This window comes from Streptomyces anulatus (assembly GCF_000721175.1).
GTDB classification, from domain to species: Bacteria; Actinomycetota; Actinomycetes; order Streptomycetales; family Streptomycetaceae; genus Streptomyces; species Streptomyces anulatus_C.
Genome location: NZ_JOEZ01000024.1, coordinates 13,870 through 36,892, shown reverse-complemented (window position 1 = coordinate 36,892; position 23,023 = coordinate 13,870). Strand labels below are relative to the sequence as shown.

The following is a 23,023-nucleotide window of genomic DNA, read 5'->3' as shown; positions in this document are numbered from 1 at the left end:
TTCGAACCGCGCGGCCCCGGCTCACCGAGCCGGGGCCGTCGGCCTTTCCAGGGCCTCGCAGAACAGCCGCAGACTCCGCCATCCCTCCTCCACCGGCATCCCGCCGCACAGCGGATGCAGCACCAGGCTCCGGGCTTCCAGTGCCTTCAGGCCGTCCGGCGTGACGATCCGGTACACCCCCTCCTCGCGCAGCTCCGCCACCGTCGCCGCCGACGAGCGCACCGCCGAGCGGATGTCCTCGGACTGCCAGGAGGCGTACGTCCGCGCCTCGTGCAGGAAGTGCTCGCCGTACTCGGCCCACGTACGGTCCGGGTCCTCGGACACGTGCAGCAGTGGCGTCTCGGCCGCGGGCATCATGCAGAAGCCCTCCGTCCCGTGCTCCGCGCGCTGCCCGTGGTAGTACGCCTCCAGCTCCGGCAGATGCGCGCTCGGGAACAACGGCAGCCCCAGCCGAGCCGCCCGCCGCGCCGCCGCCCGCGAGCTGCCGCCGACCAGCAGCATCGGGTGCGGCCGCGTGTACGGGCGCGGGGTGACGCGTACCGTACGGCCCCGGTACGTGAACGGCTCCCCGGTCCACGCCGCCAGCAGCGTCTCCAGCAGCTCGTCCTGGAGCCTGCCGCGCCGCCGCCACTCGACCCCGGCCCGCTCGTACTCCTCAGGGCGGTAGCCGATCCCCGCGACCGTCACCAGCCGGCCCGCGCTCAGCAGGTCCAGCACCGCGATGTCCTCCGCGAGGCGCAGCGGATCGTGCAGCGGCCCGATGATCGCCGAAACGGTCACCGCGATCCGGCGGGTGGCCCCGAAGACCGCTCCGGCGAAGGTGAACGGGGAGGGCAGCCAGGAGTTCGCCACCCCGTGGTGCTCCTCGGTCTGCACCGTGTCGACACCGTGCTCGTCGGCGTACGCCGCCATCTCCAGGGCGGCGCGATAGCGGGCCGAGAGCGCTACGGGTCCGGCTTCGGGGTCGACGAGATTGAGCCGGACCACTGTGAAGGCCATCGGAGGCGTCCCTTCGCCGAGGCGGGCAGGCGGGCAATCTGGCGGGCGGCGGCACCGTAGCTGACGTTGCGTCAGAAGTGTAGGGGTCGGTGTTCGGATTACCGCCAAAAGGTGCATATGGCCTCGATGGCTCGCCGAGGGGTCAGCAGGGGCCGCGCCCGCGGCGCGACCGTGGCCGATACTGGACGGGTTATGGAACTCGTCGAAATCGTCATCCTCGCTGTAGTCATCGCCCTGGTCGCTGTCGGCCTGGTCGGCGGACTCGTGGTCGGCAGCCGCAAGAAGAAGCTGCCGCCCCCGCCGCCGAGCACGCCGACCATCACTCCTCCCGCCGAACCGCAGGTCGGCGAGGAGGCCGAGACGCCGCGCGACGAAGCGCGGCGCACCATCGACGAAGTCGGCCTCCCGGACGCCACCGCGCCCGTGGAGGAGGCCCCGGTCGCCGAGGCCCCCGCGCCGCCCGCGCTGGAGATCCCCGAGCCCACCGCCGGCCGGCTCGTCCGCCTGCGGGCCCGGCTGGCCCGCTCGCAGAACTCCCTGGGCAAGGGGCTCCTCACCCTGCTCTCCCGGGACAACCTCGACGAGGACACCTGGGAGGAGATCGAGGACACCCTCCTGACCGCCGACGTCGGCGTCGCCCCCACCCAGGAACTGGTCGAGCGGCTCCGCGAGCGCGTCCGCGTGCTCGGCACCCGCACCCCTGAGGACCTGCGCACCCTGCTCCGCGAGGAGCTGATCACCCTGCTCGGCCCGGACTTCGACCGCGAGGTCAAGACCGAGGGCGGCGCCGAGACCCCCGGCGTCGTGATGGTCGTCGGCGTCAACGGCACCGGCAAGACCACCACCACCGGCAAGCTGGCCCGGGTGCTCGTCGCCGACGGCCGCAGCGTGGTGCTCGGCGCGGCCGACACCTTCCGCGCTGCCGCCGCCGACCAGCTCCAGACCTGGGGCGAGCGCGTCGGCGCCCGCACGGTCCGCGGGCCCGAGGGCGGCGACCCGGCGTCGATCGCCTACGACGCGGTCAAGGAAGGCATCGCCGAGGGCGCGGACGTCGTCCTCATCGACACCGCCGGCCGGCTGCACACCAAGACCGGTCTCATGGACGAGCTCGGCAAGGTCAAGCGCGTCGTGGAGAAGCACGGCCCGCTGGACGAGATCCTGCTCGTCCTCGACGCAACCACCGGACAGAACGGCCTCGTCCAGGCCCGCGTGTTCGCGGAGGTCGTGGACATCACCGGAATCGTCCTGACCAAGCTCGACGGCACCGCCAAGGGCGGCATCGTCATCGCGGTCCAGCGTGAGCTCGGCGTACCGGTCAAGCTGATCGGCCTCGGCGAAGGGGCGGACGACCTCGCCCCGTTCGAGCCGGGCGCCTTCGTGGACGCCCTGATCGGCGACTGACCCACCCTGTGTCGCGAACGGCGGACGGGCGGCGGCTCCTGCGAGGAGCCTGCCGCCCGTCCGCCGTTTCCGTGCCCTTAGGAGCGGTGGCAGACGTACGCCAGCGTCCCCAGCAGCAGCCGCGCCTGCGGGGGAGCGGCCGCCGTGTCCAGCGCCGGGGGCCGCAGCCAGCGGACCGGGCCGAGGCCGCCGAGGTCGGAGGGCGGGGCGGTGATGTGCGTCCCCGGACCGAGAGCGCGCAGGTCGAGGGCGGCGTCGTCCCAGCCCATCCGGTAGAGCAGCTCGGGCAGCTCGGTGGCGGCCCCGGGTGCGACGAAGAACTGCGCCCGCCCGGTCGGCGTCACCGCGACCGGCCCCGACGGCAGCCCCATCCGCTCCATCCGCACCAGTGCTCGCCGCCCGGCCTGCTCCGCGACCTCCAGGATGTCGAAGGAGCGGCCCACCGGCAGCAGCATCGCCGCTCCCGGTGTCTCGGCCCAGGCGTCCGACGCGCGGTCCAGGCCGGTGCCCGCAGGGACCTCCCGGGCGAAGCCCAGCGGGTGGGCTCCCGGCGCCGGGCAGGCCGTCTCGCCGCACGAGCAGGAGCCGGCCTCGGCCCGCGCTCCGGGTGTCACCGCCCAGCCCCACAGCCCTGTGTACTCGGCCACCGCCGTGCCCGCGGTGCCGCGGTGGCGTCGCCGCGCACCGGATCGCATCTCCCGGATGCCGCCGATCGTGAAGCCCATGCCCCCTCCAACGGGTCCGGCTCGCCGGTGGTTACGACCCGCGTCCTCGGGTAACCCTCCGTCGCTGAAACTCGATCGAGTGGCGTGCGCGGTAGCGCAAAGGGGTGCGACACGGTGTGCGCGCCCCCGAGTGCTTCCGTCCGCTCGCCCCCGGTCCTGGTCGGTCAAGTCAAGCGCGCCCGGCGGCAGTCGGGTTCATTCGAAGGGGTGGCGAATGGTGGCGTTTCCTCAATCCCCCTCGCGGGAGGGGTGATCGTAGGATTACCGTCGGTACACGAACCCTGGGAGCATGTGCACCCACGGGTATGCCATGGGCAACCCGATTTCCTGTTCGAGGGTGTTCAACTCCCCTACGGACAGCACCGATGCACGACATTCTGATATTGGTTCGCGCGATGAGGTTTCAGCGGGATGGGGGCGTTCCAGTGAGTGGCGGCGGCGCAGGCGGTACGGATGCCGGAAAGCGCCCCAACGGGCAGTTGGGGTCATGGTTCGTACGCAGTGGCTGGTCCAAGGGTGAGCTGGCGCGCCAGGTGAACCGGCGGGCGCGGCAGATGGGCGCCCACCACATCAGCACCGACACCTCCCGGGTACGGCGCTGGCTCGACGGGGAGCAGCCGCGGGAGCCGATCCCGCGCATCCTCTCCGAACTGTTCTCGGAGCGCTTCGGCGCCGTCGTCGCCGTCGAGCAGCTCGGGCTGCGCACCGCCCACCAGTCACCCTCGGTGGCCGGTGTCGACCTGCCGTGGGCCGGCCCCCAGACCGTCGCCCTGCTCAGCGAGTTCTCCCGCAGCGACCTGATGCTCGCCCGGCGCGGCTTCCTCGGCAGCTCGCTGGCGTTGGCCGCGGGGCCCGCCCTCATCGAGCCGATGCAGCGCTGGCTGGTGCCCGCCCCCGCCCAGAGCCCCGGCGAGCCGGAGGCCCCGGCCGCCGCCCACCGCCCCTCCCGGCTCTCCCGGCCCGAGCTGGACCTGCTGGAGTCGACCACCGCGATGTTCCGGCAGTGGGACGCCCAGTGCGGCGGCGGACTGCGCCGCAAGGCCGTCGTCGGGCAGCTGCACGAGGTCACCGACCTGCTCCAGGAGCCCCAGCCCGGGCCCACCGCCAAGCGGCTCTTCCGCTGCGCCGCCGAACTGGCCGAGCTGGCGGGCTGGATGAGCTACGACGTCGGCCTCCAGCCCACCGCCCAGAAGTACTTCGTGCTCGCCCTGCACGCCGCCAAGGAGGCCGGGGACAAGCCGCTCGGCAGCTACATCCTCTCCAGCATGAGCCGCCAGATGATCCACCTGGGCCGCCCCGACGACGCCCTGGAGCTGATCCACCTCGCGCAGTACGGCAGCCGCGACTGCGCCACCTCCCGTACGCAGGCCATGCTGTATGCGATGGAGGCCCGCGCCTACGCCAACATGGGCCAGCCCAGCAAGTGCAAGCGGGCCGTCCGGATGGCCGAGGACACCTTCCTGGACGCCGGTCTCGACGGCGAGCCCGAGCCCGACTGGATCCGCTTCTTCTCCGAGGCCGAGCTGAACGGCGAGAACGCCCACTCCTACCGCGACCTGGCCTATGTAGCCGGCCGCAGCCCCACCTACGCCTCGCTCGCCCAGCCCGTCATGGACAAGGCCGTCGAGCTGTTCGGCGAGGACGACGAGCACCAGCGCTCCTACGCGCTCAACCTCATCGGCATGGCCACCGTCCACCTCCTCCAGCGCGAGCCCGAGGAGTCCACCGTGCTCGCCACCCGCGCCCTGAGGATCGCCAAGAAGGTCCGCTCCGAACGGGTGAACACCCGCCTGCGCAAGACCGTCGACACCGCTGCCAGGGACTTCGGCGATGTCGCCGACGTCGCCCGGCTCACCGAGCTGCTCCACGAGCAGCTGCCGGAGACCGCCGAAGCGGTCTGACCGGCACCCCCGGCTCCGGCCGCGGCGCCCCTTTCCTGCAGCCCGACCCGGCTCCCCCATCGCCTGGTCACACGGAGGGTCGCCGTGGCCGGTTTCGTGTCTTCCGGCCCCTGGGCGTTTCAACCGCACCGTATGCGGCGTGCGCTGCATGCTAGTGCCGCGTCAGCCAAGGTTCGCCCCGTCGCGACGCCGGGCACGCACTCTCGCCGCACCGGCCGAAAGCCCGAGTACGTCCAGTACGAGGGCTTCCGGCCGGCGCGCCGAGAGCACGCACCTGACGCCGCTCCTCACCGGGCAAACCTTGGCTGACGCGGCACTAGGGCCTCTCGTGCGGACCAGGCCGGGCTCGCGGGGTCCGGTGCGTGCATCTGCGGCGTTGTCGTCAGTCGCCAATGCTCCGCAGTGACTCCCTCCTCCGCCTTGCAGCTGCACGCACCGGACCCCGCTCCCTGATCCGGCCTGATCCGAACGAAAGACCCTGGGCAGGGCACCGGACGCGCCACCCCGGATTCATTCGGCCGTAACACGCGATCCCGCTTCGTCACGCTCGCGAAACATCGTGCGGCATCCCCGGAAACGGTGCTCGGCCAACCTCATGGCTCATAACCGGCCCGCACCTTTTCCCCAGTGGTCCCGCAGCATTCCCCCGCACGCCGCGGCCGCACCGACGACGAGGAGACGCAGATGCCCCCAGGCATCACGACGCTTGCCGCAGACGCCCCCGAGCTGTCTGCCGCCAACACCGGGTTCATGCTCATCTGCTCGGCCCTGGTGATGCTCATGACCCCCGGCCTGGCCTTCTTCTACGGAGGCATGGTCCGCGTCAAGAGCACCCTCAACATGCTGATGATGAGCTTCATCAGCCTCGGGATCGTCACGATCCTGTGGGTGCTCTACGGATTCAGCCTCGCCTTCGGCTCCGACGTCGGCTCGGTCATCGGCTGGAGCTCCGACTACGTCGGCCTCAGCAACATCGGTGTCACCGAGCTCTGGGACGGCTACACCATCCCGGTGTACGTCTTCGCCGTCTTCCAGCTGATGTTCGCCGTCCTCACACCGGCCCTGATCAGCGGCGCCCTGGCCGACCGGGTGAAGTTCACGGCCTGGGCGGTGTTCATCGTCCTGTGGGTCAGCGTCGTCTACTTCCCCGTCGCCCACTGGGTCTGGGGCGCGGGCGGCTGGCTCTTCGAGATGGGCGTGATCGACTTCGCCGGCGGTACGGCCGTCCACATCAACGCCGGCGCCGCCGCCCTCGGCGTCATCCTGGTCATCGGCAAACGCGTCGGCTTCAAGAAGGACCCGATGCGGCCGCACAGCCTGCCGCTCGTCATGCTCGGCGCGGCCCTCCTGTGGTTCGGCTGGTTCGGCTTCAACGCCGGATCCTGGCTCGGCAACGACGACGGCGTCGGCGCGGTCATGTTCCTGAACACCCAGGTCGCCACCGCCGCGGCCGTCCTCGGCTGGCTCGTCTACGAGAAGCTGCGCCACGGCTCCTTCACCACCCTGGGCGCCGCTTCCGGCGCGGTCGCCGGACTCGTCGCCATCACCCCCGCGGGTGGTTCCGTCAGCCCGCTCGGCGCGATCGCGGTCGGCGCCATCGCCGGTGTCCTGTGCGCCATGGCGGTCGGCCTGAAGTACAAGTTCGGCTACGACGACTCCCTCGACGTCATCGGCGTCCACCTCGTCGGCGGCATCATCGGCTCCATCCTGGTCGGCTTCTTCGCCACCGGCGGCGTCCAGTCCGACGCCAAGGGCCTCTTCTACGGCGGCGGCCTCGAACAGCTCGGCAAGCAGGTCGTCGGCGTCGTCGCCGTCCTCGCGTACTCTCTGGTCGTCTCCGCCCTCATCGCCCTCCTGCTCCACAAGACGATCGGGATGCGGGTCTCCGAGGACGACGAGATCTCCGGCATCGACCAGGTCGAGCACGCCGAGACGGCCTACGACTTCAGCGGCGCCGGCGGCGGCACGGTCTCCCGCAGCACCGCCCCCGCGACGGACCCGACGGCAGCACCGAAGGCAAAGAAGGTGGACGCATGAAGCTCATCACCGCGGTCGTGAAGCCCCACCGGCTGGACGAGATCAAGGAGGCCCTCCAGGCCTTCGGCGTCCAGGGGCTCACCGTCACCGAAGCCAGCGGTTACGGGCGGCAGCGCGGCCACACCGAGGTCTACCGGGGCGCCGAGTACACCGTCGACCTGGTGCCCAAGATCCGCATCGAGGTCCTCGTCGAGGACGAGGACGCCGAACAGCTCATCGAGGTCGTCGTCAAGGCCGCCCGGACCGGCAAGATCGGGGACGGGAAGGTCTGGAGCGTCCCGGTCGAGACCGCCGTCCGCGTACGCACCGGCGAGCGCGGCCCGGACGCCCTCTGACCGACGGCCCGCAAACGGAAGGCAGCTGGGTGACGAGTAGCGAAGTGACCACCGGAACCGAAGGCTCGGGACCCAGCGGCTATGCGGCGGCCCGGCTGCGCCTCCTCCAGCAGGAGGCGCGGTCCGGGCCGCCGCGCCGTGCGGCCCTCGCCCACCTCACCGACGAATGGCTCACCGGCCTGTTCACCGCCGCCGCGACACGCGCCGGAGTGCGGGGCGCCGCCCTCGTCGCCGTCGGCGGCTACGGCCGCGGCGAGCTCTCCCCGCGCAGCGACCTCGACCTGCTCCTCCTGCACGACGGCAGCGCCGGCCCGGCGGCCCTCGCAGCCCTCGCCGACGGCATCTGGTACCCGGTGTGGGACCTGGGCCTGGCCCTCGACCACTCCGTACGCACCCCCGGCGAGGCCCGGAGAACGGCCGGCGAGGACCTCAAGGTCCAGCTCGGCCTGCTGGACGCCCGCCCGGTCGCCGGCGACCTCGGCCTCGTCACCTCCCTGCGCACCGCGATCCTCGCCGACTGGCGCAACCAGGCCCCCGGACGCCTCCCCGCCCTCCACGAGCTCTGCCAGGAACGCGCGGAACGGATGGGCGAGCTCCAGTTCCTGCTGGAACCCGACCTCAAGGAGGCCCGCGGCGGCCTCCGCGACGCGACCGCCCTGCGCGCGGTGGCCGCGTCCTGGGTCGCCGACGCCCCCCGCGAAGGGCTTGACCAGGCCCGCCGCACCCTCCTGGACGCCCGCGACGCCCTCCACCTCACCACCGGGCGCGCCACCGACCGGCTCGCCCTCCAGGAACAGGACCAGGTCGCCCAAGCCCTCGGCCTCCTCGACGCCGACGTACTGCTGCGCAAGGTCTACGAGGCCGCCCGCACCGTCTCGTACGCCACCGACGTCACCTGGCGCGAGGTCAACCGCGTCCTGCGCGCCCGCTCGGTCCGCCCGAAGCTCCGCGCCATGCTCAGCGGCGGCCTCGGCTCCAGGCCCGCCCCCGAACGCACCCCGCTCGCCGACGGCGTGGTGGACGCGGACGGCGAAGTGGTCCTCGCCCGCGCCGCCCGCCCCGAACGCGACCCGGTCCTCACCCTGCGCGCCGCCGCTGCCGCCGCCGAGGCCGGACTCCCGCTCTCCCGCCACCTCGTCCGCCACCTGGCGACCACCGCCCAGCCGCTGCCGGTTCCATGGCCCCCCGAGGCCCGCGAGGAACTCGTCACGTTGCTCGGCGCGGGCGAGGCCACCGTCGGCGTCTGGGAGGCGCTCGAAGCGGAAGGGATCATCACCCGGCTGCTGCCCGACTGGGAACGCGTCCACTGCCGCCCCCAGCGCAACGCCGTCCACACCTGGACCGTCGACCGGCACCTCGTGGAGACCGCCGTCCGCGCCGCCTCCCTCACCCGCCGCGTCCACCGCCCCGACCTCCTCCTGGTCGCCGCCCTCCTCCACGACATCGGCAAGGGCTGGCCCGGCGACCACTCCGTGGCCGGCGAGGTCATCGCCCGGGACATGGCCACCCGCATCGGCTTCGACAAGCACGACGTGGGCGTCATCGCCACCCTCGTACGCCACCATCTGCTGCTCGTCGAGACCGCCACCCGGCGCGACCTCGACGACCCCGCCACCGTGCGGTCGGTGGCCGAAGCCGTCTCCAGCGCCTCCACCCTGGAACTGCTGCACGCCCTCACCGAGGCCGACGCGCTCGCCACCGGGCCCGCAGCCTGGAGCTCCTGGCGCGCCTCCCTCGTCACCGACCTGGTCAAGCGCGTCGCCGCCGTCCTCGCCGGAGAGCTTCCCGAGGAGCCCGAGGAGACCGCGCCCGGCGTCGAGCACGAACGCCTCGCCATCGAGGCCCTGCGCACCGGCGAACCCGTCCTCGCCCTGCACACCCAGTCCGAGGAGCCCGCCGGGGACGGCGAAGTGGAACCCGTCGGCGTGGAGCTCCTCATCGCCCTGCCCGACCGCCCCGGCGTCCTGCCCGCCGCCGCCGGAGTCCTCGCCCTGCACCGGCTCACCGTGCGTGCCGCCGACCTGCGCGCGGTGGAGCTCCCCAACGAGCTGGGGGAGCGGGCGGACCTGCTGCTGCTCAGCTGGCGGGTCGCCGCCGAGTACGGGTCCCTCCCGCAGGCCGCCCGCCTCCGCGCCGACCTCGTACGCGCCCTCGACGGCTCCCTGGACATCCGGGCCCGCCTCGCCGAGCGGGAGGCCGCCTACCCGCGCCGGCGCGGAGTGAAGGCCCCACCGCCCCGGGTGACCGTGGCCGCCGCGGGCTCCCGCCGCGCCACCGTCATCGAGGTCCGCGCCCAGGACGCCCCGGGCCTGCTGCACCGCATCGGCCGGGCCCTGGAACAGAGCGCGGTACGGGTGCGGAGCGCCCATGCCTCCACCCTCGGCGCCAACGCCGTGGACGCCTTCTACGTCACCGGTACCGACGGCGAACCCCTGACCCCGGCCCGGGCCGCCGAGGTCGCCAGGGAGGTCGAGAAGGCCCTCGGCTGACGCGTACGACAGCATCTCCAGGCCCTCGCTCGGCTCCGTATCCGGGCGAGGGCTTGGTGTTCTCCGGCGGACGGATACCCTGGAGGGCGACTGACCTGCCCCGCCCCCGACCCTGAGGACCGACGAGCGCCGTGTTCGATACTCTCTCCGACCGCCTTAGCGCGACTTTCAAGAACCTCCGGGGCAAGGGCCGCTTGTCCGAGGCGGACATCGACGCCACGGCACGCGAGATCCGTATCGCCCTGCTGGAAGCCGACGTCGCCCTGCCCGTGGTCCGGGCCTTCATCGCCAAGGTGAAGGAGCGGGCGCGCGGCTCCGAGGTCTCCCAGGCGCTGAACCCCGCCCAGCAGGTCGTCAAGATCGTCAACGAGGAGCTCGTCTCCATCCTCGGCGGTGAGACCCGGCGGCTGCGGTTCGCGAAGACCGCGCCCACCGTGATCATGCTCGCCGGCCTCCAGGGCGCCGGTAAGACGACGCTGGCCGGAAAGCTCGGCCTCTGGCTCAAGGGCCAGGGCCACTCCCCGCTGCTCGTCGCCTGTGACCTCCAGCGTCCCAACGCCGTCAACCAGCTGAGCGTCGTCGCCGAGCGCGCCGGCGTCGCGGTGTACGCCCCCGAGCCGGGCAACGGCGTCGGCGACCCGGTCCAGGTCGCCAAGGACTCCATCGAGTTCGCCAAGGCCAAGGTCCATGACATCGTCATCGTCGACACCGCAGGACGCCTCGGCATCGACCAGGAGCTGATGCAGCAGGCCGCGGACATCCGCGACGCCGTCAGCCCCGACGAGATCCTCTTCGTCGTCGACGCGATGATCGGTCAGGACGCGGTCAACACCGCCGAGGCCTTCCGCGACGGCGTCGGCTTCGACGGCGTGGTGCTCTCCAAGCTCGACGGCGACGCCCGCGGTGGCGCCGCCCTGTCGATCGCCCATGTCACGGGCAAGCAGGTCATGTTCGCGTCGAACGGCGAGAAGCTGGAGGACTTCGACGCGTTCCACCCGGACCGGATGGCCTCCCGCATCCTCGACATGGGTGACCTGCTCACCCTGATCGAGCAGGCGGAGAAGACGTTCAGCCAGGAAGAGGCCGCCAAAATGGCCTCGAAGCTGCAGTCGAGCAAGGGCGGCAAGGACTTCACGCTCGACGACTTCCTGGCCCAGATGGAGCAGGTCCGCAAGATGGGCTCCATCTCCAAGCTGCTCGGGATGCTGCCCGGCATGGGGCAGATCAAGGATCAGATCAACAACATCGACGAGCGCGACATCGACCGAACCGCCGCGATCATCAAGTCGATGACCCCGAAGGAGCGCGCCGAGCCGACGCTGATCAACGGCTCGCGCCGGGCCCGTATCGCCAAGGGTTCGGGCGTCGAGGTCTCCGCGGTCAAGAGTCTGGTGGAGCGCTTCTTCGAGGCCCGCAAGATGATGTCGAAGATGGCCCAGGGCGGTGGCATGCCCGGGATGCCGGGGATGCCCGGCATGGGTGGCGGTCCCGGCCGCCAGAAGAAGCAGGTCAAGCAGGCCAAGGGCAAGCGCAAGAGCGGCAACCCCATGAAGCGCAAGGCCGAGGAGGCCGCCGCCGCGGAGCGCCGCGAGCAGGCGGCCCAGGGCGGCGCGTTCGGTCTGCCCGCACAGGAGGACAAGAACTTCGAGCTGCCGGACGAGTTCAAGAAGTTCATGTGACCCGAGCAGCACGCGTAAGGGGCGCCCGCCTTCAAGGGCGCCCCTTACGTATGTCCTGTACGTACGTCCTGACGCGGGCCGCTCAGGTCACGCAGACCAGGTAGCGGAAGACGTTCGGCATCCATACCGTGCCGTCCTGCCGCCGGTGCGGATGCAGGGCCTCCGCGACCTCCTTCTCCACCTGGGAGCGGTCCGTGGCCCGTACGGCGGCGTCGAAGAGCCCGGTGGACAGCAGCCCGCGCACCGCGCTGCTCACGTCCGCGTAGCCGAACGGGCAGGACACCCGCCCCGAACCGTCCGGCTTCAGCCCGGCCCGTGCCGCCACGTCCTCCAGATCGTCCCGGAGCGTGGGCCGCCACCTGCCGGGCTCTTCACGCGACGGACGCGCGGACTCCGCCAGCCGTGCGGCCACCCGCAGCACCGCCGCCGTGGCGCACCGCTCCGGCGGACCCCAGCCGGTCAGTACCACCGCGGCGCCCCGGACGGCCAGCGGCACAGCCGACCGCAGCGCCGGCACCAGCCCCTCGGAGTCCCCGGCGGCGCAGCCGATCGGCTCGAAGACCGTGATCAGGTTGTACGGAGCGCCGTCCGCGCCGGCGGGCGCGGGCCGTCCGTCCTCCAGCAGCCGGGCCCGACGGCGGGCCGGATGCGGGGAGTGCGCGGGCGCGTCGTCCCAGCCACCGTCGGGCAGCAGCCGCGCGCGGGCCAGCGCCAGACGTTCCCGGTCGGAGTCCACACCCGTGACGTGCGCCCCCCGGGCCGCCGCGACGAGCATCGCGAGGCCCGAGCCGCAGCCGAGGGACAGCATCCGGGTGGCGGCCCCGACTTCCAAGCGGTCGTACACCGCCTCGTACAGGGGCGCGAGCATGCGTTCCTGGATCTCGGCCCAGTCGCGTGCGCGGGTACCGGCGTCCACCGGCGCGGAGGCATCCGCGGCCGGCTGGTTCCGGACGAGCGTTGGTGTCATGGAAAGTGCCCCAATCCGCCAAGAGGTCGGTCGTGCCCGAGTGGACGCCCCCGTGTGCGTGTGTTCCGCACCCCCGTAGCCAGAGAACTGCGCATCCGCCGTTCCGTCCAGGGGTTGTGGAGCAGTGCTTGCGTGCACCGGTCGTGCGCCCCGTCCCACGTCTGCTCTCCGACCCAGTCTTACCCGACACCCCGCGCCGGGCACGTCGAGCGCGGCGGCGGGTAGTCTCTCGGGCGGATTCGTCAGGACCGCGAGCCGCCCGCGCACCTCACATCCGAAGCGCCGGGCGTACCGCACGCTGTGCACCACCTTGGTGCGAGCTGTGCGTCTTCTCCGCAGATCTGCGTACCCGCCCTCGTCCGGACGCATCAACGGCAACTGACTGGTACGTGCAAATTATTTGGGATGCCCCGGAATAGGAACACCGGGGCCCTCGGGCTCGTTGTCACGACGTGAGCACGACACCACCTGTACTTGCCGCAGAGCTGGCACAGGCGTGGGCCGACATTCAGCGGTACCACCCCGAGCTGCCCGATCTTGCCGCGCCCGAGTCCCTGATCGGAGAGTCCTCGTCCGCCTGTGGCGCCGAGCTCTCCTTCGAGCGACTGCTCCATGAGGCAGTCCACGGCATCGCCGCCGCGAGAGGAGTCCGAGACACCTCCCGCGCCGGCCGCTACCACAACCGACGCTTCCTCGCGATCGCCGAGGAGCTGGGCCTCGATCATGCCGAGGAACCCCACCCCAGCAGCGGATTCTCGCTGGTCACGCTGAATCCGGAGGCCAAGCGCCGGTACCGTCCGACCACCGAACGGCTGCAGCGCGCCCTCAAGGCGCACACCGTCGCCACCGCCGCCGACACCAAGCGCTCCTTCCGTGGACCTGCCGCCCGGCACGGTTCCTCCGGGGGCGGTGTGCGGGTCAAGGCCGTCTGCGACTGCGGACGCAACGTCCGCGTCGTCCCGTCGGTCCTGGCGCAGGCGCCGATCGTCTGCGGTGGCTGCGGCAAGCCGTTCCGGATCCCGGAAGCGGTCGCGGTGGGGTGAGCCGATGGCGTGTGGCACAATGGCTAGCTGTACTCGACAGTCGCACAGGACCCCTCTCTCCTCCGGCTGACGCGTCCATCGGGCACTCCGAGTACCGCAACCCCACGTGGCATCTTGTTGTGCCCAACCACGTCATAGACCAGGAGACACCACTTCCGTGGCAGTCAAGATCAAGCTGAAGCGTCTGGGCAAGATCCGTTCGCCTCACTACCGCATCGTCGTCGCCGACTCCCGTACCCGCCGTGATGGCCGGGCCATCGAGGAGATCGGCCTGTACCACCCGGTGCAGAACCCCTCGCGCATCGAGGTCAACGCAGAGCGCGCGCAGTACTGGCTGTCCGTCGGCGCCCAGCCGACCGAGCCGGTCCTCGCGATCCTGAAGCTCACCGGTGACTGGCAGGCCCACAAGGGCCTCCCGGCCCCCGCGCCGCTGCTGCAGCCGGAGCCCAAGGCTGACAAGCGCGCGCTGTTCGAGGCGCTGACCTCGGACGGCGACGAGGCCAAGGGTGAGGCCATCACCCCCAAGGCCAAGAAGTCCGACAAGAAGGCGGACGAGGCGGCTGAGGCCCCCGCGTCCACCGAGTCGACCGAGGCCTGAGCATGCTCGAGGAGGCTCTCGAGCACCTCGTGAAGGGCATCGTCGACAACCCCGACGACGTGCAGGTTGCCGAGCGCACCCTGCGTCGCGGACGCGTGCTGGAGGTCCGGGTCCACCCCGACGACCTCGGTAAGGTGATCGGCCGTAACGGCCGCACCGCTCGCGCTCTGCGTACGGTCGTGGGTGCCATCGGCGGCCGTGGGATCCGCGTCGACCTCGTCGATGTGGACCAGGTTCGCTGATAAGCGAGTTGAACACCGGCCAGGGCCGGGGAGGGCCTTCGGGCCGTCCCCGGCCTTTGTCGTCGGCCGCCCGGACGTTTCCGCGACCGGCCGGCGTCCCGCACCCCATCAATCGGAGAACAGCGTGCAGTTGGTAGTCGCGCGGATCGGCCGCGCCCACGGCATCAAGGGCGAGGTCACCGTCGAGGTACGAACGGACGAGCCGGAGCTGCGGCTCGGACCTGGCGCCGTCCTGGCCACCGAACCGGCGGAGACGGGTCCGCTGACGATCGAGACCGGCAGGGTCCACAGCGGTCGGCTCCTGCTGCGCTTCGAGGGCGTGCGCGACCGCAGCGGCGCCGAGGCCCTGCGCAACACCCTGCTGATCGCCGAGGTGGACCCGGAGGAGCTCCCCGAGGACGAGGACGAGTTCTACGACCACCAGCTGATCGACCTCGACGTGGTGCTCACCGATGGCACCGGGATCGGCCGGATCACCGAGATCTCCCACCTGCCCTCGCAGGACCTGTTCATCGTGGAGCGCCCCGACGGCTCCGAGGTGATGATCCCCTTCGTGGAGGAGATCGTCACGGAGATCGACCTGGAGGAGCAGCGCGTGGTCATCACCCCGCCGCCCGGCCTGATCGACGAGAGCGAGGCCGTGGTCGCCTCCTCGCGCGACGAGGAAGGGGTCCCCGGGGACGCGGACGAGGCGCCGAAGGGCGGCGGCTGATGCGGCTCGACGTCGTCACGATCTTTCCGGAGTACCTGGAACCGCTGAACGTCTCCCTCGTCGGCAAGGCCCGCGCCCGCGGCGTGCTGGACGTCCACGTCCATGACCTGCGGGAGTGGACGTACGACCGGCACAACACGGTCGACGACACCCCCTACGGCGGCGGACCCGGCATGGTCATGAAGACCGAGCCCTGGGGTGAGGCGCTGGACGAGGCCCTGGCCGACGGCTACGAGGCCGGGGCGCACTCCCCGGTGCTCGTCGTGCCCACACCCAGCGGCCGCCCGTTCACCCAGGAACTGGCCGTCGAGCTCTCCGCCGAGCCCTGGCTGGTCTTCACCCCGGCGCGGTACGAGGGCATCGACCGCCGGGTGATCGACGAGTACGCCACCCGGCTGCGGGTCGTCGAGGTCTCCATCGGGGACTACGTACTGGCCGGCGGGGAAGCGGCCGTCCTGGTGATCACGGAGGCCGTGGCCCGGCTGCTGCCCGGCGTCCTCGGCAACGCCGAGTCCCACCGGGACGACTCCTTCGCCCCCGGCGCGATGGCGAACCTCCTGGAGGGGCCCGTCTACACCAAACCGCCCGAGTGGCGCGGCCGGTCCATCCCGGACGTCCTGCTCAGCGGCCACCACGGCAAGATCGCCCGCTGGCGGCGGGACCAGGCCTTCGCCCGCACCGCCCTCAACCGGCCCGACCTGATCGAGCGGTGCGAGGCGAGCGTCTTCGACAAGAAGGACCGCGAGATCCTCTCCATCCTCGGCTTCGCGCCGGAGCCCGGCGGCCGATTTTGGCGCAGGCCCACCGCCGTGGAACAATAGGCCGCTGCTGTACGTCCGGTGTGCGCCCCTGCCACAGGGGGAAAGACGCCCGCCCGGCGCGATCAGCACTCCGAACTCTTCAACGACATCCCGTCGATGACCTGTGGCATCGGCGAAGAAAGCAGAAACCATGACCTCCCTGCTCGATGGCGTCAACGCCGCCTCCGTCCGTACGGACCTCCCGGCGTTCCGCGCCGGTGACACCGTCAACGTCCACGTGCGCGTGATCGAGGGCAACCGCTCCCGTATCCAGCAGTTCAAGGGCATTGTCATCCGCCGCCAGGGCTCGGGCGTCAGCGAGACCTTCACGGTCCGCAAGGTCTCCTTCAGCGTCGGCGTCGAGCGCACCTTCCCGGTGCACAGCCCGATCTTCGAGAAGATCGAGCTCGTCACCCGCGGTGACGTCCGTCGCGCCAAGCTGTACTTCCTCCGTGAGCTGCGCGGCAAGGCCGCGAAGATCAAGGAGAAGCGCGACAACTGAGCTGCCGCCCGCGTCCACAGGGCGGCCGGATAAGCTTCGGCCGCGATGGACACGCAAGCACAGCACTCGGAGCGCGACCGCTCCCCGGAACCCGACGCGGGGTCCGGGGAGGGGTCGCGCTTTTCGCGTACGCGGGAGCGCCTCGCCTCCGTGCTGTCCTGGCGGCGGGTGTTCGCCGGGGCGGTCCTGGCCACCGTCGCCCTGCTGCTGTTCAGCTCCTACGTGGTCCAGCCCTTCCTGATCCCCAGCCGCTCGATGGAACCCACGCTGCAGGTCGGTGACCGGGTCCTCGTCAACAAGCTGGCGTACCGCTTCGGCGCCGAGCCCGAGCGCGGCGACGTGGTGGTCTTCGACGGCACCGGCTCGTTCGTCCGGGAGGACCTCGACGCGAACCCCCTGACCGGTCTGGTGCGCGGGGCGGCGGCCTCCCTGGGGCTCGCGGAGCCCGTCGACACCGACTTCGTGAAGCGGGTGGTGGGCGTGGGCGGCGACCGGGTCGTCTGCTGCGACGCGCGGGGGAGGCTCGCGGTCAACGGTGTGACGGTGGACGAGCCTTATCTGTACCCCGGTGACACCGCTTCCCGGGCGCCCTTCGACATCGTGGTGACCGCCGGCGCGCTGTGGATGATGGGCGACCACCGCAGCCGCTCCAGCGACTCCCGGGACCACCTCGGATCGCCCGGCGGCGGGATGGTCCCCGTCGAGCGGGTGACCGGACGGGTGGACTGGCTGGGCTGGCCGCCGGCCCGGACGGGCTCGCTGGAGGGGACCGGCTCCTTCGGTGGCGTACGGGCGCCTGGCGCGGCGCATGGGTAACCGCGGACGTCCGCGCGGCGCACCCGATCCCGCCGCGTCCCTGCCGACCGGGACCAGGCCCACCAGGCCGCGCCCGCTGCCCACCCGGGCGGAACGCCGCCGGCTCGCCAGGAAGGTCCGGCGCAAGCGCCGCAGGTCCGCGGTGAAGGAGATACCCGTCCTCGTCGTCGTGGCGCTGCTGATCGCGCTCGTCCTGAAGACGTTCCTGGTCCAGGCGTTCGTGATTCCGTCCGGGTCGATGGAACAGACCATCCGGATCGGCGACCGGGTCCTCGTGGACAAACTGACCCCGTGGTTCGGATCGAAGCCGCAGCGCGGCGACGTCGTGGTGTTCAAGGACCCCGGAGGCTGGCTCCAGCAGGAGAACCCCGGGCAGAAGAAGGACCCGCCGATCGGCGTCAAGCAGGTCACCGGGCTGCTGACCTTCATCGGGCTGCTGCCGTCCGACGACGAGCAGGATCTGATCAAGCGGGTCATCGCGGTCGGCGGCGACACCGTGAAGTGCTGCGGCGAGGACGGCAGGGTCACCGTGAACGGCGTACCGCTGGCCGAGACGTACCTCCACCCCGACGACCGGCCCTCGACCATCTCGTTCGAGGTGAAGGTCCCCGAGGGTCGGCTGTTCGTGATGGGGGACCACCGGTCCGACTCCGCCGACTCCCGCTTCCACCTCGACGAACCCGACCGGGGCACGGTCTCCGAGGAAGAGGTCGTGGGGCGGGCCGTCGTGATCGCCTGGCCGTTCGGCCACTGGAGCACCCTGGAGCAGCGCGACGCCTTCACCGCGGTCCCGGACGCGCGTTCGTCGGAGGCAGCGGTTCCAGCGCCGTCGAATAGTGTGGCACCTCCGGATCGCGATGGAATGGTCCGGCTCCCGACCCCTGCGGAACTCCCGCTCGTTATGGGAGTGGTGGGCCTGCACCGGATCGGGCGCGGGCCGTGGCACGTATTGAGGAGTGGATGTGGGGGATTTGGCGGTCGGCGCACGATCCGGACACGACGAACCCGAGGACCGTCCGGAGCGCGACGAGTCTCCCGCGGGCGCGGCGGCGGACCCGCCGGAGGGTGAGGGCGGAACCCCGGGCGACGACGGTGGAAGGCCTCCCAGAAGGCAACGCTCCTTCTGGCTGGAGCTGCCGCTCCTCGTCGGCATCGCCCTGGTTCTGGCGCTGCTGATCAAGACGTTCCTGGTCCAGGCGTTCTCGATCCCCTCGGACTCCATGCAGAACACTCTGCAGCGGGGCGACCGGGTGCTGGTCGACAAGCTGACCCCGTGGTTCGGCTCGGAGCCGGAGCGCGGCGAGGTCGTGGTCTTCCACGACCCGGGCGGCTGGCTGGAGGACACCGTGACCCCGGAGCCCAACGCGGTGCAGAAGTTCCTGAGCTTCATCGGCCTGATGCCGTCCTCCGAGGAGAAGGACCTGATCAAGCGGGTCATCGCGATCGGCGGCGACACCGTGGAGTGCAAGGAGAACGGTCCGGTCACGGTCAACGGGAAGAGCCTGGACGAGAAGTCGTTCATCTTCCCGGGGAACACCCCGTGCAACGACAAGCCCTTCGGCCCGATCAAGGTGCCGGACGGCCGGATCTTCGTCATGGGCGACCACCGGCAGAACTCCCTGGACTCGCGCTACCACCAGGAGCTCCCGGGAGAGGGCACGGTCTCCACGGACGAGGTCGTCGGCCGCGCCGTCGTCGTCGCCTGGCCGCTGGGCCGCTGGGCGACCCTCCCGGTCCCGGACACCTTCGACCAGCCCGGTCTGAACTCGGCCGCCGCGATGGCGCCGGCGGCACTGGGCGTAGCCGGAGCGGTGCCCATCGTGTTGTGGCGCCGCCGGAGGCTGACCGCCGGGCGTACCGCCGGGTAGGGTGCCGACTCGGATCAGCGATTGTCGATCTCCGACGGGGGAGCGCTGGGATGAGCGGTACAGGACGCAAGGAAGACGACCACGGCCGGCTCGGCGCCATGGTGTCGGGCTTGGCCGTGGCCGTCGGCTGCGTGCTCTTCCTCGGCGGTTTCGTCTGGGCGGCGGTGGTCTACCAGCCGTACACCGTCCCGACCGACTCCATGGCCCCGACGGTGAACCCCGGTGACCGGGTGCTCGCCGAGCGGATAGACGGCACCGACGTCCGGCGCGGTGACGTGGTGGTCTTCACCGACCAGACCTGGGGTGCCGTCCCCATGGTGAAGCGCGTCGTCGGGATCGGCGGCGACAAGGTGGCCTGCTGCGGCAAGGAAGGGCGGCTCACCGTCAACGGGACCCCCGTCGACGAGCCCTACCTCGACCGGAGCATCGCCGCCCCGGGCAAGGAGGAGCCCGCCTCGCCCCAGGACTTCTCCGCCACCGTGCCCAAGGGCCAGATCTTCCTGCTCGGCGACGAACGGGCCACCTCCCTGGATTCCCGGGTCCACCTCCAGGACGCCGGCGGTGGCTCCGTACCGCTGAGCGCCGTGCAGGCCCGGGTGGACGCGGTGGCCTGGCCGATGAACGGCATGATCGACCGGCCCGCCTCGTTCGCCGCGCTGCCCGGCGGGGTGTCCGCCGCCGGGCCGCTGCCGCTCCAGCTGGGCGCGATCCTGGTGGGCGTCGTGCTGATCCTCGGCGGAGCGGTGTCCGGGCCCGTGGCGGCGCGCCTCGCCCGCCGCAGGACGGTCGCCGGAGGGGTCCGGTGACCTCCGGGGCACGCCAGGTCGCCCGGGTGATCCTCCTGGACCCCGACGACCGTGTTCTGCTGCTGCACGGCCACGAGCCGGACGACCCGGCCGAGACCTGGTGGTTCACCCCGGGCGGCGGCCTCGAAGGCGATGAGACCCGGGAGCAGGCGGCCCGCCGCGAGCTCGCCGAGGAGACCGGGATCACCGACATCGAGCTGGGCCCGCTGCTCTGGACCCGGATCTGTTCGTTCCCGTTCGACGGACGGCGCTGGGACCAGGACGAGTGGTACTTCCTGGCCCGTACGGCACAGACCGCCACCGCCCCGCAGGGCCTCACCGACCTGGAGCTGCGCAGCGTCGCCGGTCTGAGGTGGTGGACTTCCGCCGAACTGCTCGCGACGCGTGAGACGGTGTACCCGACCAGACTCGCCGAGCTGCTGCGCACGCTTCTCGACGAGGGTCCCCCGCGTGATCCGCTGGTTCTGGCCCCCGAAATCGTCTAATCGTCCAGGGGCGCCGGAGGCTGACGCACAATGGGGGACACGCACGGCTGAAGGGGAAACATGCCATGAGCGCCGAGGACCTCGAGAAGTACGAGACCGAGATGGAGCTGAAGCTCTACCGGGAGTACCGCGATGTCGTCGGTCTGTTCAAATATGTGATCGAGACCGAACGGCGCTTCTACCTCACCAACGACTACGAGATGCAGGTGCACTCCGTCCAGGGCGAGGTTTTCTTCGAGGTGTCCATGGCGGACGCCTGGGTCTGGGACATGTACCGGCCCGCGAGGTTCGTCAAGCAGGTCCGCGTGCTGACCTTCAAGGACGTCAACATCGAAGAGCTCAACAAGAGCGATCTGGAACTTCCGGGAGGCTGACCCCGCGCGGCCCCCGGCGCCGGACCGCCGATCCGCGCGTTGCAGTGAGCGACCCGGTCACCCGTGTGGGTGGCCGGGTTTTCCACATCCGCGGAGTTGTCCACCAAGATCCACATCTTCGGGCGGGCCGGGTCAGAGTCGGTGCCGGAGGTGGTGCCGATATGAACGCACGGGGGGCACTCGGGCGGTACGGCGAGGATCTGGCGGCGCGACTGCTGGCCGAAGCCGGGATGGCGGTGGTCGAGCGCAACTGGCGCTGCCGCGCCGGAGAGATCGACATCGTGGCCAGGGACGGCGACGCCCTCGTCTTCTGCGAGGTGAAGACGCGCAGGTCACATGAGTTCGAACACCCCATGGCGGCGGTCGGCCCGGTCAAGGCGGACCGGCTGCGACGGCTCGCCGAGATCTGGCTCGACCGGCACGGCGGGCCACCGCCCGGCGGGGTCCGCATCGACCTGATCGGGGTGACCGTGCCCCGGCGCGGAGCCCCGGTCACCGAGCACGCCCGGGGGGTGTCCTGATGGGCTTCGCGCGAGCCTGTTCCGTGGCGCTGGTCGGCGTGGAGGGCGTGGTGGTGGAGGTCCAGGCGGACCTGGAGCCGGGGGTGGCGGCCTTCACCCTGGTCGGACTGCCGGACAAGAGCCTGGTCGAGAGCCGGGACCGGGTGCGGGCCGCCGTGGTCAATTCCGGGGCCGAGTGGCCGCAGAAGAAGCTCACGGTCGGGCTCTCACCGGCCTCCGTGCCGAAGAGCGGCTCGGGCTTCGATCTCGCCGTCGCCTGTGCGGTCCTCGGGGCGGCGGAGCGGATCGACCCCGCAACGATCGCCGATGTCGTGATGATCGGCGAACTGGGTCTGGACGGCCGGGTGCGCCCGGTACGGGGCGTGCTGCCCGCCGTCCTCGCGGCGGCCGAAGCGGGGTACGAGCAGGTCGTCGTCCCCGAGCAGACGGCCGGGGAGGCGGCCCTGGTGCCGGGGGTCTCCGTCCTCGGCGTCCGGAGCCTGCGCCAGCTCATCGCCTTCCTGTGCGACGAACCGGTGCCCGATGAGCCCGTCGGCGGGCAGGGACGCCCCGACGCCATACTGGCCGGCCTCATGATCCCCGGCACGGGCCTCGGCACCGGGCTCGCCCCGGCCGCGCGGGGCGACGGACACCGCCCGGACCTGGTGGACGTCGCGGGGCAGCCGCGCCCGCGCCAGGCCCTGGAGGTGGCCGCGGCCGGAGGACACCATCTGCTGTTCTCGGGTCCGCCGGGCGCGGGCAAGACCATGCTGGCCGAGCGGCTGTCGGCGGTCCTGCCGCCGCTGACCCGGCAGGAATCCCTCGAAGTGACGGCGGTCCACTCCGTGGCGGGCATCCTCCCCCCGGGTGAACCGCTCGTCTCCCGGGCGCCCTACTGCGCCCCGCACCACTCGGCGACCATGCAGTCCCTGGTCGGCGGGGGCAACGGGATGCCGCGGCCCGGAGCGGTGTCCCTGGCCCACCGCGGGGTGCTCTTCCTGGACGAGGCCCCGGAGTTCTCGGCGAAGGCGCTGGACGCGCTGCGCCAGCCGCTGGAGTCCGGACACGTGGTGGTCGCGCGGGCGGCGGGGGTGGTGCGGCTGCCCGCCCGGTTCCTGATGGTGCTGGCCGCCAATCCATGCCCCTGCGGGCGGCACTCGCTCACCGGCGCGGGCTGCGAGTGCCCGCCCTCGGTGGTCCGCCGCTATCAGGCGCGCCTGTCCGGGCCCCTGCTCGACCGGGTGGACCTCCGGGTCGAGGTGGAGCCGGTCGACCGCGCGGACCTCCTGGGGCAGGGCAGCCGGGGTGAGTCGACGGCCGTCGTCGCCGCGCGGGTACGGGACGCCAGGGCGCGGGCGGCCGAGCGGCTGGCCGGCACCCCGTGGACCACGAACAGCGAGGTGCCCGGCCATGAGCTGCGGACCCGGCTGCTCGCGGCCCCGGGGGCGCTGGCGGCGGCGGAGCGGGACCTGGAACGCGGGATGCTCACGGCCCGGGGCCTGGACCGGGTGCTGCGGGTGGCGTGGACCGTGGCGGACCTACGGGGCGCCGACCGCCCGGACGCCTCCGACGTGATGGTGGCCCTGGAGCTGCGGACGGGGATCCAGCGCGGGGTGCCGATGGGGGCGGGAGAGCGGTGACCGGGCTGACGGGGGACCGGCGGCACGGGCCGGGAACTGACCCGGATGGCGACTGGGTCGAGGACCGCAACGGCGACCAGGACGGGAGTCGGGACCGGGAGCGG

General features: G+C 71.8%; 23 protein-coding genes. 20 read left to right on the top strand and 3 right to left on the bottom strand.

Features of this window, described 5'->3' with window-relative positions; translation table 11 throughout:
* Nucleotides 1-21: 21 nt before the first annotated feature.
* The gene (locus IG90_RS0126140; RefSeq protein ID WP_030589380.1) at nucleotides 22-999 is read right to left on the bottom strand and encodes an LLM class flavin-dependent oxidoreductase; all 978 of its coding nucleotides are present in this window, start codon (nucleotides 997-999) and stop codon (nucleotides 22-24) included.
* A gap of 192 nt (nucleotides 1,000-1,191) precedes the next feature.
* Here IG90_RS0126140 and ftsY point away from each other — a divergent pair, with 192 nt between their 5' ends.
* The gene (ftsY, locus tag IG90_RS0126135; RefSeq protein ID WP_030589378.1) at nucleotides 1,192-2,400 is read left to right on the top strand and encodes a signal recognition particle-docking protein FtsY; all 1,209 of its coding nucleotides are present in this window, start codon (nucleotides 1,192-1,194) and stop codon (nucleotides 2,398-2,400) included.
* A gap of 77 nt (nucleotides 2,401-2,477) precedes the next feature.
* Here the strand turns inward: ftsY and IG90_RS0126130 are convergent, their stop codons facing one another.
* Entirely contained in the window at nucleotides 2,478-3,125 is a 648-nt protein-coding gene (locus tag IG90_RS0126130; protein ID WP_030589376.1) for a bifunctional DNA primase/polymerase, read from the bottom strand.
* A gap of 425 nt (nucleotides 3,126-3,550) precedes the next feature.
* Here IG90_RS0126130 and nsdA point away from each other — a divergent pair, with 425 nt between their 5' ends.
* The 5 genes from nsdA (at nucleotide 3,551) to ffh (ending at nucleotide 11,566) form a co-directional block, all read left to right on the top strand.
* Nucleotides 3,551-5,026, top strand: coding sequence for a transcriptional repressor NsdA (gene nsdA, locus IG90_RS0126125; protein ID WP_030589374.1), 1,476 nt, complete (start codon nucleotides 3,551-3,553; stop codon nucleotides 5,024-5,026).
* A gap of 684 nt (nucleotides 5,027-5,710) precedes the next feature.
* The gene (locus IG90_RS0126120; protein ID WP_030589371.1) at nucleotides 5,711-7,063 is read left to right on the top strand and encodes an ammonium transporter; all 1,353 of its coding nucleotides are present in this window, start codon (nucleotides 5,711-5,713) and stop codon (nucleotides 7,061-7,063) included.
* A complete protein-coding gene (locus IG90_RS0126115; protein WP_003965965.1) occupies nucleotides 7,060-7,398 on the top strand; it encodes a P-II family nitrogen regulator in 339 nt (112 codons plus the stop codon). The genes IG90_RS0126120 and IG90_RS0126115 overlap by 4 nt, the downstream gene beginning before the upstream one ends.
* 29 nt (nucleotides 7,399-7,427) lie before the next feature.
* Nucleotides 7,428-9,887, top strand: a complete 2,460-nt coding sequence (locus IG90_RS0126110; protein WP_030589369.1) for a [protein-PII] uridylyltransferase — start codon at nucleotides 7,428-7,430, stop codon at nucleotides 9,885-9,887.
* 131 nt (nucleotides 9,888-10,018) lie between these two features.
* Nucleotides 10,019-11,566: a signal recognition particle protein gene (gene ffh / locus IG90_RS0126105; RefSeq protein ID WP_030589367.1), complete on the top strand. Its 1,548-nt coding sequence runs from the start codon at nucleotides 10,019-10,021 to the stop codon at nucleotides 11,564-11,566.
* 82 nt (nucleotides 11,567-11,648) lie between these two features.
* On the opposite strand, the gene IG90_RS0126100 is transcribed toward ffh, so the two are convergent.
* On the bottom strand, nucleotides 11,649-12,533 hold the full coding sequence (locus IG90_RS0126100; RefSeq protein ID WP_030589365.1) for a methyltransferase domain-containing protein: 885 nt from the start codon (nucleotides 12,531-12,533) through the stop codon (nucleotides 11,649-11,651).
* A gap of 452 nt (nucleotides 12,534-12,985) precedes the next feature.
* On the opposite strand from IG90_RS0126100, the gene IG90_RS0126095 reads away from it, so the two are divergent.
* From IG90_RS0126095 to IG90_RS0126030, 14 genes are all read left to right on the top strand, one after another.
* Nucleotides 12,986-13,576, top strand: a complete 591-nt coding sequence (locus IG90_RS0126095; protein ID WP_030587823.1) for a hypothetical protein — start codon at nucleotides 12,986-12,988, stop codon at nucleotides 13,574-13,576.
* A 157-nt stretch (nucleotides 13,577-13,733) separates the two neighbouring features.
* Nucleotides 13,734-14,174: a 30S ribosomal protein S16 gene (gene rpsP / locus IG90_RS0126090; RefSeq protein ID WP_018960735.1), complete on the top strand. Its 441-nt coding sequence runs from the start codon at nucleotides 13,734-13,736 to the stop codon at nucleotides 14,172-14,174.
* Between the two features lie 2 nt (nucleotides 14,175-14,176).
* On the top strand, nucleotides 14,177-14,416 hold the full coding sequence (locus tag IG90_RS0126085; RefSeq protein ID WP_003965959.1) for an RNA-binding protein: 240 nt from the start codon (nucleotides 14,177-14,179) through the stop codon (nucleotides 14,414-14,416).
* A 124-nt stretch (nucleotides 14,417-14,540) separates the two neighbouring features.
* A complete protein-coding gene (gene rimM, locus IG90_RS0126080) occupies nucleotides 14,541-15,128 on the top strand; it encodes a ribosome maturation factor RimM (RefSeq protein WP_030589362.1) in 588 nt (195 codons plus the stop codon).
* On the top strand, nucleotides 15,128-15,949 hold the full coding sequence (gene trmD, locus IG90_RS0126075; RefSeq protein WP_030589361.1) for a tRNA (guanosine(37)-N1)-methyltransferase TrmD: 822 nt from the start codon (nucleotides 15,128-15,130) through the stop codon (nucleotides 15,947-15,949). The genes rimM and trmD overlap by 1 nt, the downstream gene beginning before the upstream one ends.
* A 130-nt stretch (nucleotides 15,950-16,079) precedes the next feature.
* Complete coding sequence (rplS, locus tag IG90_RS0126070) at nucleotides 16,080-16,430, top strand: 50S ribosomal protein L19 (RefSeq protein WP_030589358.1); 351 nt, start codon at nucleotides 16,080-16,082, stop codon at nucleotides 16,428-16,430.
* 45 nt (nucleotides 16,431-16,475) lie between these two features.
* Nucleotides 16,476-17,246 (top strand): signal peptidase I, encoded by a 771-nt coding sequence (gene lepB / locus IG90_RS0126065; protein ID WP_030589355.1) that lies wholly within the window; start codon nucleotides 16,476-16,478, stop codon nucleotides 17,244-17,246.
* Nucleotides 17,239-18,315 (top strand): signal peptidase I, encoded by a 1,077-nt coding sequence (gene lepB, locus IG90_RS0126060; protein WP_030589352.1) that lies wholly within the window; start codon nucleotides 17,239-17,241, stop codon nucleotides 18,313-18,315. Before lepB (IG90_RS0126065) ends, lepB (IG90_RS0126060) begins: the two co-directional genes overlap by 8 nt.
* On the top strand, nucleotides 18,218-19,114 hold the full coding sequence (gene lepB, locus IG90_RS0126055) for a signal peptidase I (RefSeq protein ID WP_030589349.1): 897 nt from the start codon (nucleotides 18,218-18,220) through the stop codon (nucleotides 19,112-19,114). Before lepB (IG90_RS0126060) ends, lepB (IG90_RS0126055) begins: the two co-directional genes overlap by 98 nt.
* Nucleotides 19,115-19,164: 50 nt before the next feature.
* The gene (gene lepB / locus IG90_RS0126050) at nucleotides 19,165-19,920 is read left to right on the top strand and encodes a signal peptidase I (RefSeq protein WP_030589346.1); all 756 of its coding nucleotides are present in this window, start codon (nucleotides 19,165-19,167) and stop codon (nucleotides 19,918-19,920) included.
* Nucleotides 19,917-20,405 (top strand): NUDIX hydrolase, encoded by a 489-nt coding sequence (locus IG90_RS0126045; RefSeq protein WP_030589343.1) that lies wholly within the window; start codon nucleotides 19,917-19,919, stop codon nucleotides 20,403-20,405. The genes lepB (IG90_RS0126050) and IG90_RS0126045 overlap by 4 nt, the downstream gene beginning before the upstream one ends.
* Nucleotides 20,406-20,470: 65 nt before the next feature.
* Nucleotides 20,471-20,779 (top strand): DUF2469 domain-containing protein, encoded by a 309-nt coding sequence (locus IG90_RS0126040; protein WP_003965949.1) that lies wholly within the window; start codon nucleotides 20,471-20,473, stop codon nucleotides 20,777-20,779.
* A 161-nt stretch (nucleotides 20,780-20,940) separates the two neighbouring features.
* Nucleotides 20,941-21,300: a YraN family protein gene (locus IG90_RS0126035; protein ID WP_030589340.1), complete on the top strand. Its 360-nt coding sequence runs from the start codon at nucleotides 20,941-20,943 to the stop codon at nucleotides 21,298-21,300.
* Nucleotides 21,300-22,919, top strand: a complete 1,620-nt coding sequence (locus IG90_RS0126030; protein WP_030589337.1) for a YifB family Mg chelatase-like AAA ATPase — start codon at nucleotides 21,300-21,302, stop codon at nucleotides 22,917-22,919. Before IG90_RS0126035 ends, IG90_RS0126030 begins: the two co-directional genes overlap by 1 nt.
* Nucleotides 22,920-23,023: the final 104 nt, after the last annotated feature.

Excerpts from the sequence above, each read along its gene's own strand:
- IG90_RS0126140 (WP_030589380.1), bottom strand. The coding sequence starts at position 999 with ATGGCCTTCACAGTGGTCCGGCTCAATCTCGTCGACCCCGAAGCCGGA.
- ftsY (WP_030589378.1), top strand. The coding sequence starts at position 1,192 with ATGGAACTCGTCGAAATCGTCATCCTCGCTGTAGTCATCGCCCTGGTC.
- IG90_RS0126130 (WP_030589376.1), bottom strand. The coding sequence starts at position 3,125 with ATGGGCTTCACGATCGGCGGCATCCGGGAGATGCGATCCGGTGCGCGG.
- IG90_RS0126120 (WP_030589371.1), top strand. The coding sequence starts at position 5,711 with ATGCCCCCAGGCATCACGACGCTTGCCGCAGACGCCCCCGAGCTGTCT.
- IG90_RS0126115 (WP_003965965.1), top strand. The coding sequence starts at position 7,060 with ATGAAGCTCATCACCGCGGTCGTGAAGCCCCACCGGCTGGACGAGATC.
- IG90_RS0126100 (WP_030589365.1), bottom strand. The coding sequence starts at position 12,533 with ATGACACCAACGCTCGTCCGGAACCAGCCGGCCGCGGATGCCTCCGCG.
- IG90_RS0126085 (WP_003965959.1), top strand. The coding sequence starts at position 14,177 with ATGCTCGAGGAGGCTCTCGAGCACCTCGTGAAGGGCATCGTCGACAAC.
- trmD (WP_030589361.1), top strand. The coding sequence starts at position 15,128 with ATGCGGCTCGACGTCGTCACGATCTTTCCGGAGTACCTGGAACCGCTG.
- rplS (WP_030589358.1), top strand. The coding sequence starts at position 16,080 with ATGACCTCCCTGCTCGATGGCGTCAACGCCGCCTCCGTCCGTACGGAC.
- lepB (WP_030589355.1), top strand. The coding sequence starts at position 16,476 with ATGGACACGCAAGCACAGCACTCGGAGCGCGACCGCTCCCCGGAACCC.
- lepB (WP_030589352.1), top strand. The coding sequence starts at position 17,239 with ATGGGTAACCGCGGACGTCCGCGCGGCGCACCCGATCCCGCCGCGTCC.
- lepB (WP_030589346.1), top strand. The coding sequence starts at position 19,165 with ATGAGCGGTACAGGACGCAAGGAAGACGACCACGGCCGGCTCGGCGCC.
- IG90_RS0126040 (WP_003965949.1), top strand. The coding sequence starts at position 20,471 with ATGAGCGCCGAGGACCTCGAGAAGTACGAGACCGAGATGGAGCTGAAG.
- IG90_RS0126035 (WP_030589340.1), top strand. The coding sequence starts at position 20,941 with ATGAACGCACGGGGGGCACTCGGGCGGTACGGCGAGGATCTGGCGGCG.
- IG90_RS0126030 (WP_030589337.1), top strand. The coding sequence starts at position 21,300 with ATGGGCTTCGCGCGAGCCTGTTCCGTGGCGCTGGTCGGCGTGGAGGGC.